At 57.9% G+C, this 16,270-nt stretch carries 15 protein-coding genes; 7 read left to right on the top strand and 8 right to left on the bottom strand.

Going from position 1 to position 16,270, the window contains the following annotated elements; all coding sequences use genetic code 11:
* The 4 genes from mce to IE089_RS04825 all read left to right on the top strand — a co-directional run bounded on the left by mce (nucleotide 1) and on the right by IE089_RS04825 (nucleotide 3,983).
* Complete coding sequence (gene mce / locus IE089_RS04810; RefSeq protein ID WP_189475637.1) at nucleotides 1-411, top strand: methylmalonyl-CoA epimerase; 411 nt, start codon at nucleotides 1-3, stop codon at nucleotides 409-411.
* A gap of 67 nt (nucleotides 412-478) precedes the next feature.
* Nucleotides 479-2,635 (top strand): methylmalonyl-CoA mutase, encoded by a 2,157-nt coding sequence (scpA, locus tag IE089_RS04815; protein ID WP_189475639.1) that lies wholly within the window; start codon nucleotides 479-481, stop codon nucleotides 2,633-2,635.
* A 66-nt stretch (nucleotides 2,636-2,701) separates the two neighbouring features.
* Nucleotides 2,702-3,661, top strand: a complete 960-nt coding sequence (meaB, locus tag IE089_RS04820; protein WP_189475641.1) for a methylmalonyl Co-A mutase-associated GTPase MeaB — start codon at nucleotides 2,702-2,704, stop codon at nucleotides 3,659-3,661.
* Between the two features lie 4 nt (nucleotides 3,662-3,665).
* The gene (locus IE089_RS04825; RefSeq protein ID WP_189475643.1) at nucleotides 3,666-3,983 is read left to right on the top strand and encodes a Rieske (2Fe-2S) protein; all 318 of its coding nucleotides are present in this window, start codon (nucleotides 3,666-3,668) and stop codon (nucleotides 3,981-3,983) included.
* Between the two features lie 18 nt (nucleotides 3,984-4,001).
* Here the strand turns inward: IE089_RS04825 and IE089_RS04830 are convergent, their stop codons facing one another.
* The 8 genes from IE089_RS04830 to IE089_RS04865 are packed head-to-tail and all read right to left on the bottom strand — an operon-like array spanning nucleotide 4,002 to nucleotide 11,917.
* A complete protein-coding gene (locus IE089_RS04830) occupies nucleotides 4,002-5,642 on the bottom strand; it encodes a S1C family serine protease (RefSeq protein WP_189475645.1) in 1,641 nt (546 codons plus the stop codon).
* Entirely contained in the window at nucleotides 5,587-6,495 is a 909-nt protein-coding gene (locus IE089_RS04835) for a GNAT family N-acetyltransferase (RefSeq protein ID WP_189475646.1), read from the bottom strand. The genes IE089_RS04830 and IE089_RS04835 overlap by 56 nt, the downstream gene beginning before the upstream one ends.
* On the bottom strand, nucleotides 6,482-7,615 hold the full coding sequence (locus tag IE089_RS04840) for a cupin domain-containing protein (RefSeq protein WP_189475648.1): 1,134 nt from the start codon (nucleotides 7,613-7,615) through the stop codon (nucleotides 6,482-6,484). The genes IE089_RS04835 and IE089_RS04840 overlap by 14 nt, the downstream gene beginning before the upstream one ends.
* A 4-nt stretch (nucleotides 7,616-7,619) precedes the next feature.
* Complete coding sequence (gene purB, locus IE089_RS04845) at nucleotides 7,620-8,996, bottom strand: adenylosuccinate lyase (RefSeq protein WP_189475651.1); 1,377 nt, start codon at nucleotides 8,994-8,996, stop codon at nucleotides 7,620-7,622.
* Between the two features lie 25 nt (nucleotides 8,997-9,021).
* Complete coding sequence (gene hflD / locus IE089_RS04850; RefSeq protein ID WP_189475653.1) at nucleotides 9,022-9,669, bottom strand: high frequency lysogenization protein HflD; 648 nt, start codon at nucleotides 9,667-9,669, stop codon at nucleotides 9,022-9,024.
* A complete protein-coding gene (gene mnmA / locus IE089_RS04855; protein ID WP_229802588.1) occupies nucleotides 9,666-10,763 on the bottom strand; it encodes a tRNA 2-thiouridine(34) synthase MnmA in 1,098 nt (365 codons plus the stop codon). Before mnmA ends, hflD begins: the two co-directional genes overlap by 4 nt.
* Complete coding sequence (locus tag IE089_RS04860) at nucleotides 10,753-11,208, bottom strand: NUDIX domain-containing protein (RefSeq protein WP_189475657.1); 456 nt, start codon at nucleotides 11,206-11,208, stop codon at nucleotides 10,753-10,755. Before IE089_RS04860 ends, mnmA begins: the two co-directional genes overlap by 11 nt.
* Nucleotides 11,209-11,212: 4 nt before the next feature.
* Nucleotides 11,213-11,917, bottom strand: coding sequence for a pseudouridine synthase (locus IE089_RS04865; protein WP_189475660.1), 705 nt, complete (start codon nucleotides 11,915-11,917; stop codon nucleotides 11,213-11,215).
* 173 nt (nucleotides 11,918-12,090) lie between these two features.
* Between IE089_RS04865 and icd the strand changes: the two genes are divergently transcribed.
* From icd to clpA, 3 genes are all read left to right on the top strand, one after another.
* Complete coding sequence (gene icd / locus IE089_RS04870; protein WP_189475661.1) at nucleotides 12,091-13,344, top strand: NADP-dependent isocitrate dehydrogenase; 1,254 nt, start codon at nucleotides 12,091-12,093, stop codon at nucleotides 13,342-13,344.
* A gap of 217 nt (nucleotides 13,345-13,561) precedes the next feature.
* The gene (clpS, locus tag IE089_RS04875; protein WP_189475663.1) at nucleotides 13,562-13,942 is read left to right on the top strand and encodes an ATP-dependent Clp protease adapter ClpS; all 381 of its coding nucleotides are present in this window, start codon (nucleotides 13,562-13,564) and stop codon (nucleotides 13,940-13,942) included.
* Nucleotides 13,943-13,961: 19 nt separating this feature from the next.
* Nucleotides 13,962-16,247 carry an ATP-dependent Clp protease ATP-binding subunit ClpA gene (gene clpA / locus IE089_RS04880; RefSeq protein WP_189475665.1) on the top strand — a complete coding sequence of 762 codons (2,286 nt, stop codon included), beginning with the start codon at nucleotides 13,962-13,964 and terminating at the stop codon, nucleotides 16,245-16,247.
* The last annotated feature ends 23 nt before the right edge of the window (nucleotides 16,248-16,270 follow it).

Genomic DNA, 16,270 nt, shown 5'->3' on the forward strand with positions numbered 1-16,270 from the left:
ATGATTACCGCCCTTGACCACATCGCGGTCGCCGTACCGGATTTTGAGAAAGCGATAAAGCGATTCATGGAGGACTTCGGCCTGCCTTTTGAGGGCACGGAGGACGTGGCAGAGGCCAAAACCTCTACCGCTTTTTTTCCGCTGCCGCCGACCAGCATTGAGTTGATTCACCCGCTGAATGGGGAAGGGCCTGTGGCGGGTTATCTGGAAAAGAAAGGCGGCGGGCTGCATCACTTGTGCTTCCGCTCGGATAACATCCATGAGGACATTGCCCGGCTCAAGGAAAAGGGCTATCAGTTTCTAGCGGATGAACCCAGCCCTGGCGCCCATGGTTCGCAGGTTATTTTCATTCATCCCAAGAGCTGCGACGGTGTGTTGATTGAGATCAACCAGCCGGCAGCCGATCACTGATTTCTTCCGTGCCGGCATAGCCGGCATTTCAGGTAAGACCCCGAACGGGGACAGCAGGATATTCCCAATGACTGACGGTATTTACGACAAAGACGCCACGACACCAGAGGCCTGGACTGCCCTGGCGACCAAGCAGATGAAGGGTAAGTCACCCGAGGATCTAACCTGGCAAACCGCTGAGGGAATCCCCGTTAAGGCGCTGTATACCGCATCGGATCTCGATGAGTTGGCCTACACCGATACCATGCCCGGAATGTCGCCCTATATTCGTGGGCCACAGGCCACCATGTATGCCGGCAGGCCATGGACGATACGTCAGTACGCTGGGTTCTCTACTGCAGAAGAGTCGAATGCGTTCTATCGCAAAGCGCTGGCCGCGGGCGGTCAGGGCGTTTCTGTCGCCTTCGATTTGGCAACCCACAGGGGTTACGACTCAGATCATCCGCGAGTCACCGGCGACGTGGGCAAGGCGGGTGTGGCCATCGATTCCGTTGAAGACATGAAGATCTTGTTTGACGGAATACCCTTAGACAAGGTGTCCGTCTCCATGACCATGAACGGTGCAGTATTGCCCGTATTGGCTGGCTACATAGTCGCGGCCGAAGAGCAGGGCGTTAGCCAGGACCAGCTGGCCGGCACCATCCAGAATGACATCTTGAAAGAGTTCATGGTGCGCAACACCTACATCTACCCGCCCGCACCCAGCATGCGCATCATCGGCGACATCATTGCCTTCTGCTCCGCCAATATGCCGCGTTTTAACACGATCTCGATCTCCGGATACCACATACAAGAAGCGGGAGCGAACGCGGCGCTGGAGCTTGCTTACACGCTGGCTGATGGCAAGGAGTACATTCGAACTGCGATCGCGGCAGGTTTGAACATCGACGACTTCGCCCCCAGGCTCTCCTTCTTCTGGGGTATCGGCATGAACTTCTACATGGAGATTGCCAAAATGCGTGCGGCGCGCCTGCTCTGGGCGCGCATCGTCGCCGAGTTTGGACCGGAAAATCCCAAGAGCTCCATGCTGCGCACGCACAGCCAAACCTCGGGTTGGTCGCTGACCGAGCAGGACCCCTACAACAACGTAGTACGCACCACCATTGAAGCCATGGCCGCCGTGTTCGGTGGTACCCAGTCGCTGCACACCAACGCGCTGGACGAGGCCATTGCATTACCATCGGAGTTTGCGGCTCGAATTGCCCGCAATACCCAGCTGATCCTTCAGGAAGAAACTGGCATCACCAAGGTCGTCGACCCCTGGGGTGGTTCTTACATGATGGAAAGCCTCACGCAGTCGATTGCCGACGAGGCCTGGCGCCTCATCGAGGAGATTGAGGAGGCGGGCGGCATGGCCAAGGCCATCGAAACCGGCATGCCCAAGCTGCGCATCGAAGAGGCTGCTGCCAAGAAACAGGCGCGAATTGATCGTGGTGAAGACGTCATTGTGGGCGTGAACAAATACACCATCGATGAGCAGGACGAGGTTGACGTCCTTGAAATTGACAACCAGGCGGTCCGCGAATCACAACTGGAGCGCCTTGCGAGCTTGCGTGACCAGCGTGATGGAGCGGCCGTGGAAGCTATACTGGAAGACATCTATCAGTGCGCCGTATCAGGCGAGGGTAATTTGCTCGCGCTAGCGGTCGAAGCGACCCGGCGTCGCGCCACCGTAGGGGAGATCTCATTTGCCATGGAGAGGGAGTTTGGACGCTTTAATGCGCAGGCCCAGACCGTGTCCGGTGTCTATGGGTCTGCTTTCCAGGAAGATGAAAACTGGCAGTCTATCAGTAGCGATATTGATGCCTTTGTGGAGCGTCATGGGCGCCGTCCGCGTATGCTGGTGTGCAAGATGGGGCAGGATGGTCATGACCGCGGCGCTAAGGTTGTAGCCACAGCGTTTGCCGATGTGGGTTTTGATATTGACCTGTCACCCATGTTCTCGACGCCGGAAGAGGTTGCCCGGCAGGCCATTGAAAACGACGTACACGTTGTCGGCGCTTCCTCGCTCGCTGCCGGGCATAAGTCGCTGATACCCGAGCTCATCGAAGAGCTCAAGAAGCAGGGCGCCAACGAGATTATTGTCATCGCCGGTGGGGTCATTCCGAAGCAGGATTATCCGTTCCTGTTTGAGGCCGGAGTCAAGTGTGTATTCGGTCCCGGCACGCCCATCCCGCAGTGCGCGCGTGAAGTACTCAGTGCGGTGAACGCGCAGAGCGACTAGGGCGTATGTATCAGTCGTGCAGTGCGCAACTGCGCAAACGATTGCTCCCAGCCACGGAACTGCAAGATGTCTTCTGTTGATTTAGCTGCGCTGCTGACGGGTAATCGACGCGCACTGGCGAAGGCGATCACGCTGGTTGAGAGCAAGCTGGACCGGCACCGCGTGGAAGCGCAGTCGATCCTGGAGCAGGCACTACCTCATGCAGGCCGCAGCGTACGCATAGGTATCACTGGTGTGCCCGGTGTCGGTAAATCGACGTTTATTGAAACCTTCGGTCTGCATCTGATACGTCAGGGAAAGCGCGTGGCCGTGCTGGCCGTAGACCCCAGTTCGCCGATCGCAGGCGGCTCTATCCTCGGTGATAAGACCCGGATGGAGGAGTTGTCTAGAGACCCCAACGCCTACATCAGGCCCTCGCCAGCAGAAGGCGCCTTGGGCGGCGTCGCCCAGAAAACACGGGAAAGCATGCTGCTGTGTGAGGCCGCTGGCTACGACGTGATCCTTGTGGAGACGGTGGGTGTGGGTCAATCCGAGTACCTGGTCGCTGGCATGGTGGACTTTTTCATGGTGCTTATGCTTCCGGGCGGTGGGGATGAACTGCAGGGCATCAAGAAAGGGATTCTGGAACTGGCCGAAGCGCTGGTCATCAACAAAGCAGACGGCGACAGCCAGCACCTGGCGAACGTGACCCGCCAACATTACACCAGTGCGATGAACCTGTTGCGTCACACCACGTTCTGGACGCCTAGAGTGATGACCTGTTCCGCACTGAAAAATATCAACATTGATGCCATCTGGGGCATGATTCAGGAGCACTCGCTGGAGGCGGAGAAAACCGGTGCGAGGAACGACCGGCGTGCGCAGCAGAATCTGGATTGGATGCGTTCTCTTGTTAACGAGATGTTGCTGTTACGACTCACCCAGAACGAGTCAGTGAGGGCGCGCCTGCCGGCATTGGAAGCTGACGTTCAGGCAGGCCGAACCACACCCTACATGGCCGCCACGCGCATCCTGGAGCTGATCTAGACCCGTGCGTTTCCACCCGCTGGACAAGCTCATCAATCTCCACGACGGCTATCGTCGCCGTTTCAAAATCGACGCGCTGGATATACTGCTGGTGCAGCAGGGAGAGCAGCGCTACCTGCTGGAAGCACAGTGCCCACATAAGTCACACAGCCTCGAGTCGGCGCATGTTGATGAACGCAGTATTGAATGCCCCTTGCACCACTACCGATTCAGCCTGGCCGATGGGCATGTGATTGCCAGCGGCGAGCAACCCTGCCGCGCATTGCGCGCCTACGAATTGGTTTACGAGGGTAACGAAGTCGGCCTAATGCTAGGCGACTAGTCCCCCGTTAACGCGCCCCTACTCGCAGAACTCGTCAATAGCGATGGCAAAGTTGAGGCTGTTGGCATCGGGAATTCTAAAGGTCGTGATGCCGATCAAGTTGGCGCGGTTATCAAACAGTCCACCACCCGACGAACCGTTGGATAGCGCCGCATCGGTTTGCAGCAATGAGAGTCCGCTGCGCTCCCGCTTGCCTGCAACAATACCCACCGACAGGGTGTTACTCATGCCCTTGGGGCTACCCACCGCAGAGACGTCTTCGCCGATTTGAACACGCGAGATGGAGCGGCCCCGCTGCAAATACGCTGTGCTTGGCTGCTCACTCATGAGGATGCATCGATCGCCATCGAGATCTGCGGCGATGACGCGGGCGCTGCGTCTCCCAGTGCTGTTTTGCAGACTGATGCCCGTCGGTTCAGACAGTACGTGGCAATTACTTAGCAGCAGCGAAGGCGTTACTGCCACGGCCGAACCGATGACCGTCGCCTTTGCATCACCGGATAGCAGTGTCCAAAGTGCCGGTGCCGCCGTGGAATACAGGCTGGCGCGAGAGACGGCGGTGTTGCTGTGAGCCATGGCGCAAATGCCGCCTCGTAGCGGAGACCAGGCGGGCCAGCCGTTTGTATAAGTGTTCGAAGCCGGGCGAGAAGCGGGCGCTGCGGCTGCGATATTCGCAGTGCTCGTCACAGAGGCAGTGGGCTGGCTTGGGCGCGGTAGCGGCAGTGCCGCGACTCGGGCGGCGCCGGTCTCAGGTGACATACGTGCAGCTTCCCTGATGGTCGACTGGGTAGCGATAGATACCTGCTTCAGTTGCGCATCGACAAACTGCTTGCGATCGGTTTCATAGCGATAGCGTTTCTGGTCGCCGAAGTTGTCACTGATACAGGAACCCCAGCGAGCACCGGCAGCTTGCTCCAGGCCCCGCTGCCAGTAGAAGTATCCGAGATTTGCGTTCTGTGTCGCTCCCTGACCGAGAAAGTAGAGATAGCCCAGCTGTAGCTGGTTTTCACAGCGCGCTTCGCGCGTGCCTGCTCCCTGGTCGACCAGAGTCTTGTACTGACGCTGCGCCTCTGCATTTTGCCCCTGCAAAGCCAGCAGGCGCGCATAATCCGGCCGTAACCCCGTTGCACCATAGTTAACGGCCAAGCCCAAGTAGCGTTGGGCTTCGTTTGCGTTGGGGCGAAAACCCGGCTCGCCGTCCTTGTACAGTGCATACATGTCGAGCGCCAGCTGGCGCTTCACCCGGCTGTCGCCGGTGCTATCCAGATAGCTCTGGTAAGTCGACACCAGTTGCGGCAGGTTTTGCTCCCGCCGCCAGTGCCCCTCCAGGCTACGCAGGGCGGGTAAGCTGCCAGCGGCAACCTCGCTGCGGCAGGCGGCAATTTCCCGATCGCGCAGTTGCAGCATAGTGTCGTAGTTGGCACTGCCACCGTAGCGGCTTGTGTCCCATTGCGTAGGGCCGGCAATAGCAACAATGCTGGGCGGACAGGCGCTGTTGGTGCCGGCCCGACTAACGCTGTTACCCGCAGGGGAAGACGCGCAGGCAGCCAGAGCAAGTGATGCAAGTAGAGCCAGCCAGCGCAGTATCAAAGCGTTCACCAAGCTACAGGCTGAAGCTGCGAAATTCAGGGTCGGGTGCGCTTTTGCGCCACAGCTCATCAAAGAGCTCCGCGTGACCCTGCGCATAGGCGCGGGATTGAGAATTAACAAAAGCATCATGGTCGCTGTCGCCCGGCTTAAAGGCTGTGCCGTTGTTATCCCGTACGACCAGTGTTTGCCCGCGCCACTCTGGATGTCGCGCCAGGCAATGCAGTTTGACGCGTGACGGCAGGCGTCGCGACAGTTGAAGCAGCCGATGACTGCGCTGAACAATGGGCCGCGGGTCTGACACCAATATCCTAATCATCGATTCACGAGAGCGCCTGGCAAGCCCCGCCAGCGCATCACTCACGTTGCGCTGGTCAAAAACGGCAGCATCAAGCGCGGGACTGAGAATCGCCAGGTGTCGCGAGGCCGAGCTCGCAAGCTCGATCAGGTGGCGGCTGAAATCCGTGGGGTAGGCGATGCGGCGAGTGTCTGCAGCGTCTAGTGCGCGACTCATCCTCAGGTGTTCAATGCCGGCCTCTTCGAAGGGTGCTCCGCTGGGTGAGAAGCCAGCGCGCTCGTAGAAGCGCAGCGCACGTGCCTGTGCGTGCAGGTAGACCCTCGGCAGTTCGTTCTGCCTGGCAAGCTCAAGGAGCGCATTGAGAACTCTCAGGCCCAAACCCTGACCCCGGAGCTCTGACCGCACTGCGAGCCGGCCAATCTTGCCCTCGTTGGACAGCCGGCCATAGGCGACCACGCGGCCGTCATGCGCCTCGATAACAATATGGCGGCAATGAGGATCGTTGCCGTCCCACTGTAGAGCCGGGTCTACGCGCTGTTCCTGGGTAAACACCTGTTCCCGTATGTCCTGCACCCGCGCATGCTCGCGCGGCCAGTCCAGCTCGCGTGCGCTGCTAAGCCTCGACATCCAGGGCGCCTCGCGTCAGCAGGAACGCCAACAGGTTTGGGCCAGCTTCAAGCGATTGCATTTCCTCTACCTGTGGTGACGACAGAGTCCATGTATCGCACAACTCCATGAGTAGCGGCAAGTGTGTTTTAGACACCGACAGGCTGTCTCCGCCCGCGAACACCCAAAGACTGCCTTCGTGCTCTGTCCAGCAAACACGCGCCTCAGGCTGTAAGGTGAGCGAAGTAATGCCATTACCGAGCAATGACGCTGCCTCTTCGTCTGACATCGCACCGTCTGGGCCATGCTCCGTGTCGATACCCTCGGTGATGAGCTCGCCCATCCATTGTGGAGATTGTTGCTGGGCAAGGGCGTTGATCAACTGCGTAGTCGCGGCCTCTATATCGGATCGCGAAAGTTCGCCGGGCCTGGCGCTAGGGCGAGGCACAGGGTCTTTGAATAGCGTAGCGTTGCCGAGCGATTCCAGTGCTGCATCAGTTCGACGAGACAGCAGGTCGGCAAGACGCGGTGCTCTGAAACCGATGGAGTAGGTGGTGCAATCGCCTTCTGCAATGCCCCAATGTGCGACCCGGGGAGGCACATACAGGATGTCGCCGCAGTTCAGTACGAACTCATCTTCCTGTCGGAATTCTGCCAGCAGCAGTAAGTCGGGATGATCGAGCAGTGGCTCCGCCTCATCGCAATACTGGCCAATCTTCCATCGACGTACTCCGTCACCCTGCAGCAGGAAGACATCGTAGTTATCGAAATGTGGCCCTACGCTGCCACCGTCGTTGGCATAGCTAACCATCACATCGTCTATGCGCCAGCCAGGAATAAACGGCACTTCGCGACGAATATCGGCAACCTCAGGGACCCAGTGATCCACCCGCTGCACCAGTAAGGTCCAGGGTGAGTCACGGTTGAAATCACGGGCCGAGAACGGACCGTGGTGCAGTTGCCATTGGCTGTTGCGGTTTACAACGATGCGTGACTCGGCCTCGGGCTCCATTGCGATGCCTGCCAGTTCTTCGGCACTGACAGGCGGCGAGAAGGCAGTTAGCCCGCCCGGAATCAGCAATGGTTTGCGCTGCCAGTACTCGGCCAGAAAAACCTCAGTACTGACAGGCAGCGACAGCATGCTGTTAGGCGTCCTTGATCGCCGATGCCTGTTCGGCGGCGTTGCCGATGTAGCTACCCGGGGTCATCCCCAGCAGCTCTTCTTTGGCGCCGTCCGGCAGCTCCAGCGCTTCTACGAACGCCTTGATTGTGGTCGCATCCATAGCTTGACCGCGAGTCAGTGCTTTCAGCTTTTCGTAGGGCTGCTCAATGCCATAGCGGCGCATCACGGTCTGAATCGGTTCTGCCAGCACTTCCCAGCTGTTGTCCAGGTCCTGCGCCAAGCGCGCCTGATCGAGCTCTAACTTGCCGCAGCCTTTCAGTGTTGCCTGATAGGCAATCAAGCTGTAGCCAAAGCCAACGCCCATATTGCGCAACACAGTGCTGTCGGTGAGGTCGCGTTGCCAGCGACTCACGGGCAGCTTGCTGCTCAGGTGTGACAGCACGGCATTCGCCAGACCGAGGTTGCCCTCCGAATTTTCAAAGTCGATAGGGTTGACCTTGTGAGGCATGGTGGAGGAACCCACCTCGCCGGCAACCGTACGTTGTTTGAAATAGCCTATGGAGATATAACTCCAGATGTCGCGGTCGAAATCGATCAGGATGGTGTTGAATCTGGCGAAGGCGTCGAATAGTTCCGCCATGTAGTCGTGGGGTTCTATCTGTGTGGTATAGGGGTTGAATGATAGCCCCAGGCTGGAAACGAAGGCCTCAGCATTGGACTGCCAGTCCACTTCCGGATAGGCCGACAGGTGTGCGTTGTAGTTACCCACCGCGCCATTGATTTTGCCAAGGTACTCAATGCTTTCTGCAGCGCGGATCTGGCGAGCCAGTCGCTCGGCGACGTTGGCCAACTCTTTTCCCATGGTTGTCGGGCTAGCCGTTTGTCCATGCGTGCGAGACAGCATGGGTACGCCGCTGTTGGCGCGCCCTTGTTCTGCCAGGAAATGCTGGATCTCTCGCATTGCGGGCAGTAACACCCCGTGTACGCCGTCGCGCAGCATCAGTGCATGGGACAGGTTATTGATGTCCTCAGACGTACAGGCAAAATGAACAAATTCACTGATAGCCAGCAGCTCGTCATTGTCTGCAAACTGTTCCTTGATGAAGTATTCAACCGCCTTTACATCGTGATTGGTGGTTGCTTCGATCGTTTTGATGCGCTGTGCGTTTGCTTCGCTGAAGTTCTCAATAATGCTTTCGAGCAGGGCGGTGGCTTCGCTGCTCAGCGGGCTGACTTCGGTGACGCCCGGATGCGCCGCCAGGCACTGCAGCCAACGAACTTCCACCAGAACGCGACGCTTTATCAGGCCGAATTCACTGAAGACATCGCGCAGGTCGCGGGTTTTGCTGCCGTAGCGGCCATCGATAGGTGAAACAGCAGTGAGTGCCGAGAGATCCATACTTTCTCCGAAAAAACAGGAAGGGTTAAACAACCGTGAGTTGGCGCGATAGTTCCTGCGCGCGCTGCAGGATTTTGCGTCGCTGGAAGGCGAGCTTCCAGCGTACGCCGCCCAACTGTCGCCAGGCAAAGGCCGCACGTATGCCGGCAAGCAACAGTGCGCGAATCAGATCAGCGTTTTTCGCGTCATTCAGATGCTGGGCACTGCCAGTCACCTTGATGCGAAATTTCAGGTGGCTGAGTGTATCCTGATAAATGCCGGCGATACTCTGGCAGGTCTCGCCCACATGCCCGGCAAAGTGATCCGCCTTGAAACTGGCATGTTCAAGTCGGGAGCGAACAACAGACATCATCTCCGGATTCGCCGAGAACTTGCGTTCCAAGTGCAAGATCGCAAAGACGTAGCGCACCATATCGCGCTGATCGTTGTCCTGCTGGTTGGCAAGCATGGCAGCAAGGTTCTGCAAGCCCAGCTTAACTCCGCCAACGCCGCTGTACATATCTGCCACGTTGTCGGCCTCGAAGGCGAACAGACTGTGAATGGACGGCTCAAGGAATTCCAGTGGGTAGCTGCCCGTTCTGGATATCTGGTCTACCAGTCGTGCAACCTGTACCACACCGGCCAAAGCCAGTACTTGCTCGTCTAACCTGGATAGACTGACCTGTGCAGTCATGACTTTATCGCCTGCTCAATCACGCCGCCACCGAGACAGGTGTCACCCTCATAGAACACCACGGACTGTCCCGGTGTGATCGCACGCTGAGGCTCATCGAATCGCACGCGGTAGGCGTCACCGTGACGTTCCAGCGTGCAAGCCTGATCCGCCTGGCGGTAGCGCACTTTTGCGCACAGGTTTGCCGGTAGCGTTGGCTCGTTACCCGCGACCCAGTAAATGTCACTGGTGCGTAACTCATTGCTGAACAGGGCTGAGTGGTTATTGCCCTGGCAGACCAACAAGACATTATTCTCGAGGTCTTTGCCCACCACGTACCAGGGTGCGTCGTCATGGTTGGCCAGGCCGCCGATGCCAAGGCCCTGACGCTGGCCTATGGTGTGGTACATCAATCCTTGATGCCTGCCCAGGTGTTCGCCGTCAAGGCTGATAATCTCTCCGGGTTGCGCCGGCAGGTATTGAGCCAGAAAGTCTTTGAATCGGCGCTCACCGATAAAGCAAATCCCAGTGCTGTCTTTTTTCTTGGCAGTGGCAAGCCCGGCTGTCTCTGCCAGTTGACGAACATCACCCTTATCGATGTCGCCCACGGGGAACAGTGTCTTCTCCAGCTCGGCGTGACCCACCGCGTGCAGGAAGTAGCTTTGGTCTTTATTCCCGTCCAGACCCTTAAGCAGGGTGCCCTTGCCGTCACTGTTACCGCGACGCGTGTAGTGCCCGGTGGCAATCATGTCTGCGCCCAGGTGCATGGCGTAGTCCAGGAATGCCTTGAACTTGATCTCGCGGTTGCAGAGGATATCCGGGTTCGGCGTGCGTCCGGCTTTGTACTCCTCCAGGAAATGCTCGAAAACGTTGTCCCAGTATTCTGCGGCGAAGTTAGCGCCGTGCAGTGGGATGTCGAGTTTGTCCGCAACCGCCTGGGCATCTGCAAGGTCTTCTTTTGCCGTGCAATACTCGGTACCGTCGTCTTCGTCCCAGTTCTTCATGAACAGGCCTTCCACACGGTAACCCTGCTCTTTGAGAAGCAGAGCAGATACGGAAGAGTCGACACCGCCGGACATGCCGACGATGACTTTGGTCGCAGCGTTATGACTCATAAGCAGAGACGAGATCCAAGGGGTACACTGTGCCATTGCGGTGCTGTTCGATAGCCGCCAGCACCAGTGGGCTGCGCATTTTATCAGATCGGGCGCAGATTTCCTCGTACGTCCACCAGTGGACTTGGTGAATGTCGGGGTCCAGCGATCGGGCGGCATGGTGCTGGCTAGCTGCGCCCACAAAGGTTGAGCGAATGTAGGTGAGTCCGTTCGGCGCTTTGAACTGTGCCACGCCCAAAAAACCCTCAATGGACACCTGCCAGCGAGTCTCCTCCAGGCATTCCCGCGCGGCCGCGGCCGTCAGGGTTTCTGCTTCTTCCAGGTGGCCAGCGGGCTGATTGATCACCATGACGCCGGTGGACTTATCACGCTCCTCAACCATGAGGTAGCGACCATCAAGACAAACCACAGTAGCGACGGTAACTCGGGGCAGAAAGGTGCGCATGTCTTCAGGTGTCCTTTGATCGTTGTCCTGCGGTGTGAGGGGAGCCTCGGCCAGCGTTACGCCGGCGGCGAGCTTGGGTCGCGCCTGAATCGTTACGGGCGTTGTATTGGCCGCTAGCGCGTCGATTACGGCGCGCGCCATTTTGCGTGGGTGTGTTGATAGTGATCTGCTGGCAATCACCGGGGCACAAGTCGGCCAACTGCCACTCCCCGATGGCCATGCGCACCAGACGCAGGGTGGGGTGTCCTATCGCAGCAGTCATCCGCCTGACCTGCCGATTACGACCTTCGCGAATACAGATTTCCAGCCAGGAATCAGGTATGTGCTTGCGAAAACGCACCGGTGGCTCGCGTTGCCATAATGCGGGCGCCGGGATGGGCTTTACCCTGGCGGGCAGCGTCATCCCATCCTTAAGCTCCAGACCGGATTGCAACAGAGCAAGCGCCTCAGGACCGGGAACACCCTCCACCTGAACCCAGTAGACTTTCCACTGTTTGTGACGGGGGTTGGCTATGCGCTGCTGCAAGTGGCCATCATCAGTCAGCAGCAACAGCCCCTCAGAATCGAAGTCCAGGCGCCCGGCTGCCCGGAACCCGGGTAGGCTCAGGAAATCAGACAGGGTCGATCTCGGCTGATCGCCCGGCGGGGTCTTATCGGTGAACTGGCTAAGTACACCGTAGGGTTTATTAAACAGTACCAACTGCGCCAAGCGTGGACTCCTTTCGCCCAAAAACGACAACTTTGAACCCGCTCAGCCGCTTTAAGTGCCTATACGCGGAGTCTTTGCAGCGTAAATCTGCTACACTACGCGCCGCTTTAGATGGGGCGTCCCACAAGGATAACAACTCCCCAATCCATTGAACCCAAACGACGGAGCATATTATGGGCTACAAGCATATTCAGGTGCCTGGCGAAGGCGAAAAAATCATCGTTAATGATGACAACAGCCTGAACGTCCCCAACAACCCTATCATTCCCTACATCGAAGGTGATGGCATCGGGGTTGATATCAGCCCGGTGATGATCGACGTGGTCAACGCCGCTGTTGAGAAAGCCTATGGTGGCGACAAGAAAATCTCCTGGATGGAAATCTACACCGGCGAGAAGGCGGCTGAACTCTACGATGGCGACTGGTTCCCTGAAGAGACGCTTGAAGCGATCAAAGAATACTCCGTGGCCATCAAGGGCCCACTGACCACACCCGTTGGCGGCGGCTTCCGCTCCCTGAATGTGGCTCTGCGTCAGGAACTGGATCTATACACATGTCTGCGCCCAGTACGCTGGTTTGAGGGCGTGCCTTCGCCGGTGAAAAAGCCAGGCGACTGCAACATGGTGATCTTCCGCGAAAACTCCGAAGACATTTATGCTGGCATCGAATACCAGGCAGGCACTGACGAAGCCCAGAAGGTCGTTGACTTCATCATCAATGAAATGGGGGCAACCAAGATTCGCTTCCCGAACAACGTCGGTATCGGCATCAAGCCCGTATCAGAGGAAGGCACCAAGCGACTGGTGCGTAAGGCGATCCAGTACGCCATCGATCAAGACCTGCCCTCCGTGACTCTGGTCCACAAAGGCAACATCATGAAGTTCACCGAAGGTGCCTTCCGTGATTGGGGCTACGAGCTCGCACAGGAAGAGTTTGGCGGTGAACTGCTCGACGGCGGCCCCTGGGTCAGCCTGAAGAACCCCAAAACCGGTAACGAAATCGTTGTTAAAGACGTGATTGCTGACGCGATGCTGCAGCAGGTTCTGACGCGCCCGCGTGAGTACAGCGTGGTAGCGACCCTCAACCTGAATGGCGACTATTTGTCGGATGCACTGGCTGCGCAGGTTGGCGGTATAGGTATCGCGCCGGGCGCGAACCTGTCAGACACCATCGCGCTGTTTGAGGCCACCCACGGTACTGCACCGAAGTACGCGGGTCAGGACAAAGTGAACCCGGGTTCACTGATCCTTTCTGCGGAAATGATGCTGCGTCATATGGGTTGGAACGAAGCTGCTGACCTGATCATCGATGGCATGAACGGCGCCATTCAGCAGGGCACTGTGACCTACGACTTCGAGCGACTGATGGACGGCGCTACGTTGGTCAGCTGTTCCGAATTCGGCCAGAAAATGATCGAAAAGATGTAATACGGCGCCGGGCTGATTTGCTCGGCTGCGAGAATTAAAGGCCCGCTTGCGGGCCTTTTTTTTGCCTTGAGTTTGGTGCTGTAGCAGCCGGCGAGCTCCGCTTATCGGCGCAAACGAAGCGCAGCGCGAAGCGGGGTGGGGCCTCGATCATTGCCGCACACTGGCCGCGTGTTTTGTTGCCATTGAAATACCCTATAATGGCCCCATGAAAGGGACTATGAACCCAGAATCACACACACAGCGTCTTTCCGGTACCTTGCCGGATTGGCGGCTGTCGACCTCAGAAGAGGGCGATGACGACGTCGGCCTCGCCGTTCAGGACAGCAAGCCTGAACTCAAACAGCCCCCACTGTTCAAGGTGGTCTTACTCAACGACGACTACACGCCAATGGAGTTTGTGGTGGAGGTGCTGGAAACGTATTTTCGGATGAATCGGGAGCAGGCGACACATGTCATGCTAACGATTCACACCCAGGGTAAAGGTGTTTGTGGCATCTTCACCCGGGACATCGCCGAGACCAAGGCCGCACAGGTTAATCAATATGCGCGGGAAAACCAGCACCCGCTGCTGTGCGAGGTTGAAGCATCGGAGGGATAAGACCCGAGGAGCGGTACCCATGCTAAGTAAAGACTTGGAGCAAACCCTGAATGACGCCTTTCGCGCTGCCAGGGCCAAGCGACACGAGTTTATGACGGTCGAGCATCTCCTGCTCGCACTGCTGGATAACAACGACGCCATCCGCGTACTCAAGGCCTGTGCGGCAGACATCGGAGCACTGCGCGGCGATCTGGTCGAGTTTGTCGACGCCACCACACCCCTGATCCCCGAAGATGAAGACGACCGGGATACGCAGCCAACCCTGGGTTTCCAGCGCGTGTTGCAGCGGGCGGTGTTCCATGTCCAGTCCTCCGGCAAGAGCGAAGTCACCGGTGCTAATGTGCTGGTGGCGATTTTCTCTGAACAGGAAAGCCAGGCGGTGTATTTCCTCAAGACCCAGAGCGTAGCCAGGCTGGATGTCGTCAACTACATCACCCATGGCATCTCCAAAGTGGGCGACGAAGGCGATACCTCAGAACCTGCGCCTACCAGCAGCGAAGAGGGCGGCGGGGAAGAAGGCGAATCAAACCCCCTGGACACCTACACAACCAACCTGAATGAAGAAGCCGAGGCGGGCCGAATCGATCCGTTGATCGGGCGCATCCCCGAAGTGGAGCGAGTTGCCCAAATCCTGGCGCGCCGCCGCAAGAACAACCCCTTGCTCGTCGGTGAATCCGGTGTCGGTAAAACCGCCATCGCCGAGGGCTTGGCCAAGATGATCGTTGATGGGGATGTGCCCGAGTTACTGCAGAATGCGGTGGTGTACTCCCTGGATCTGGGCGCGCTGCTTGCGGGCACCAAGTATCGCGGCGATTTCGAAAAGCGGCTGAAGGGGCTGTTGGCTGAGCTCAAGCAGCGTGAAGGTGCCATTCTGTTCATCGATGAAATTCACACGATCATCGGTGCAGGCGCTGCATCGGGTGGCGTTATGGACGCCAGCAATCTGCTCAAGCCGTTACTCAGTTCCGGGCGTATGCGCTGTATTGGCTCCACCACCTTCCAGGAATACCGCGGCATCTTTGACAAAGACAAGGCATTGAGCCGTCGCTTCCAAAAAATTGATGTACTGGAGCCCAGCGTTGAAGACGCCTACAAGATTCTTAAAGGTCTGAAGTCGCGCTTTGAGGAACACCATGGGCTTCGCTACACCGACAAGGCCCTTAAAACCGCCACAGAGCTATCGGCACGCTACATCACAGACCGTTTCCTGCCCGACAAGGCCATCGATGTGATCGATGAAGCCGGCGCCTACCAGCAGTTGCAGCCGGTGAGTAAGCGCAAGAAGGTCGTGGGTGTGGGAGACATTGAGGCGGTGATTGCCAAGATCGCCCGCATTCCACCGAAGACGGTGAGCAGCGACGATAAGGAAGTGCTCAAGAAGCTCGAAAGTAATTTACAGATGGTGGTCTTTGGACAGGACAATGCCATCTCATCGCTGTCTACGGCGATTAAGATGGCCAGAGCCGGATTACGAGACGGCGACAAGCCCATCGGTTCGTTCCTGCTGGCTGGCCCCACGGGCGTCGGCAAAACCGAAGTCACGCGGCAGCTTGCATTGCAGCTGGGCCTGGAGCTGATTCGCTTCGATATGTCGGAATACATGGAGCGCCACACCGTATCGCGCCTGATCGGTGCACCGCCCGGGTACGTGGGTTTCGATCAAGGGGGACTGCTCACTGATGCAGTGACCAAGCATCCCCACGCCGTCGTGTTGCTGGATGAGATCGAGAAAGCCCACCCGGAGGTCTTCAATCTGCTGCTGCAGGTGATGGATCACGGAACCCTAACGGACAATAACGGGCGCAAGGCGGATTTCCGTAACGTCGTTCTCGTCATGACCACCAATGCCGGAGCAGAGAGCATCAGCCGACGGACCATTGGTTTTACGACCCAGGATCACAGCACTGACGGGATGGAAGCCATTAACCGGATGTTTACGCCCGAGTTCCGCAACCGCCTCGATACCATTGTGCAGTTCGAGCCATTGGGCGAGGACGTTATCCTTACTGTCGTGGATAAGTTCCTAACCGAGCTTCAGGGGCAGCTGGATGAGAAGCGCGTCATGCTGGATGTGGATGAAGACGCGCGCCTATGGTTAGTCGAGAAGGGCTATGACAGGAACATGGGTGCACGCCCCATGGCCCGCATCATTCAGGAACACATCAAGAAACCCCTGGCAGAGTTAGTGCTGTTTGGTGAACTCGCCAAATCTGGCGGCACAGCGAAGGTCACCCTGGACAAAGCCCGGGATGTGCTGGAAGTCTGTGTGGAAGAGGAGGCCGAGGAGGCCTTGGTCGAAACCTGAACTTGCCCCGGTATGGCACCGGG

Source organism: Parahalioglobus pacificus (genome assembly GCF_014652275.1).
Lineage (GTDB): Bacteria > Pseudomonadota > Gammaproteobacteria > Pseudomonadales > Halieaceae > Parahalioglobus > Parahalioglobus pacificus.

Bases quoted from the DNA above. Each gene is read 5' to 3' on its own strand.
- mce (WP_189475637.1), top strand. From the start codon at position 1: ATGATTACCGCCCTTGACCACATCGCGGTCGCCGTACCGGATTTTGAG.
- scpA (WP_189475639.1), top strand. From the start codon at position 479: ATGACTGACGGTATTTACGACAAAGACGCCACGACACCAGAGGCCTGG.
- meaB (WP_189475641.1), top strand. From the start codon at position 2,702: ATGTCTTCTGTTGATTTAGCTGCGCTGCTGACGGGTAATCGACGCGCA.
- IE089_RS04830 (WP_189475645.1), bottom strand. From the start codon at position 5,642: ATGAGCTGTGGCGCAAAAGCGCACCCGACCCTGAATTTCGCAGCTTCA.
- IE089_RS04835 (WP_189475646.1), bottom strand. From the start codon at position 6,495: ATGTCGAGGCTTAGCAGCGCACGCGAGCTGGACTGGCCGCGCGAGCAT.
- IE089_RS04840 (WP_189475648.1), bottom strand. From the start codon at position 7,615: ATGCTGTCGCTGCCTGTCAGTACTGAGGTTTTTCTGGCCGAGTACTGG.
- purB (WP_189475651.1), bottom strand. From the start codon at position 8,996: ATGGATCTCTCGGCACTCACTGCTGTTTCACCTATCGATGGCCGCTAC.
- hflD (WP_189475653.1), bottom strand. From the start codon at position 9,669: ATGACTGCACAGGTCAGTCTATCCAGGTTAGACGAGCAAGTACTGGCT.
- mnmA (WP_229802588.1), bottom strand. From the start codon at position 10,763: ATGAGTCATAACGCTGCGACCAAAGTCATCGTCGGCATGTCCGGCGGT.
- IE089_RS04860 (WP_189475657.1), bottom strand. From the start codon at position 11,208: ATGCGCACCTTTCTGCCCCGAGTTACCGTCGCTACTGTGGTTTGTCTT.
- icd (WP_189475661.1), top strand. From the start codon at position 12,091: ATGGGCTACAAGCATATTCAGGTGCCTGGCGAAGGCGAAAAAATCATC.
- clpS (WP_189475663.1), top strand. From the start codon at position 13,562: ATGAACCCAGAATCACACACACAGCGTCTTTCCGGTACCTTGCCGGAT.
- clpA (WP_189475665.1), top strand. From the start codon at position 13,962: ATGCTAAGTAAAGACTTGGAGCAAACCCTGAATGACGCCTTTCGCGCT.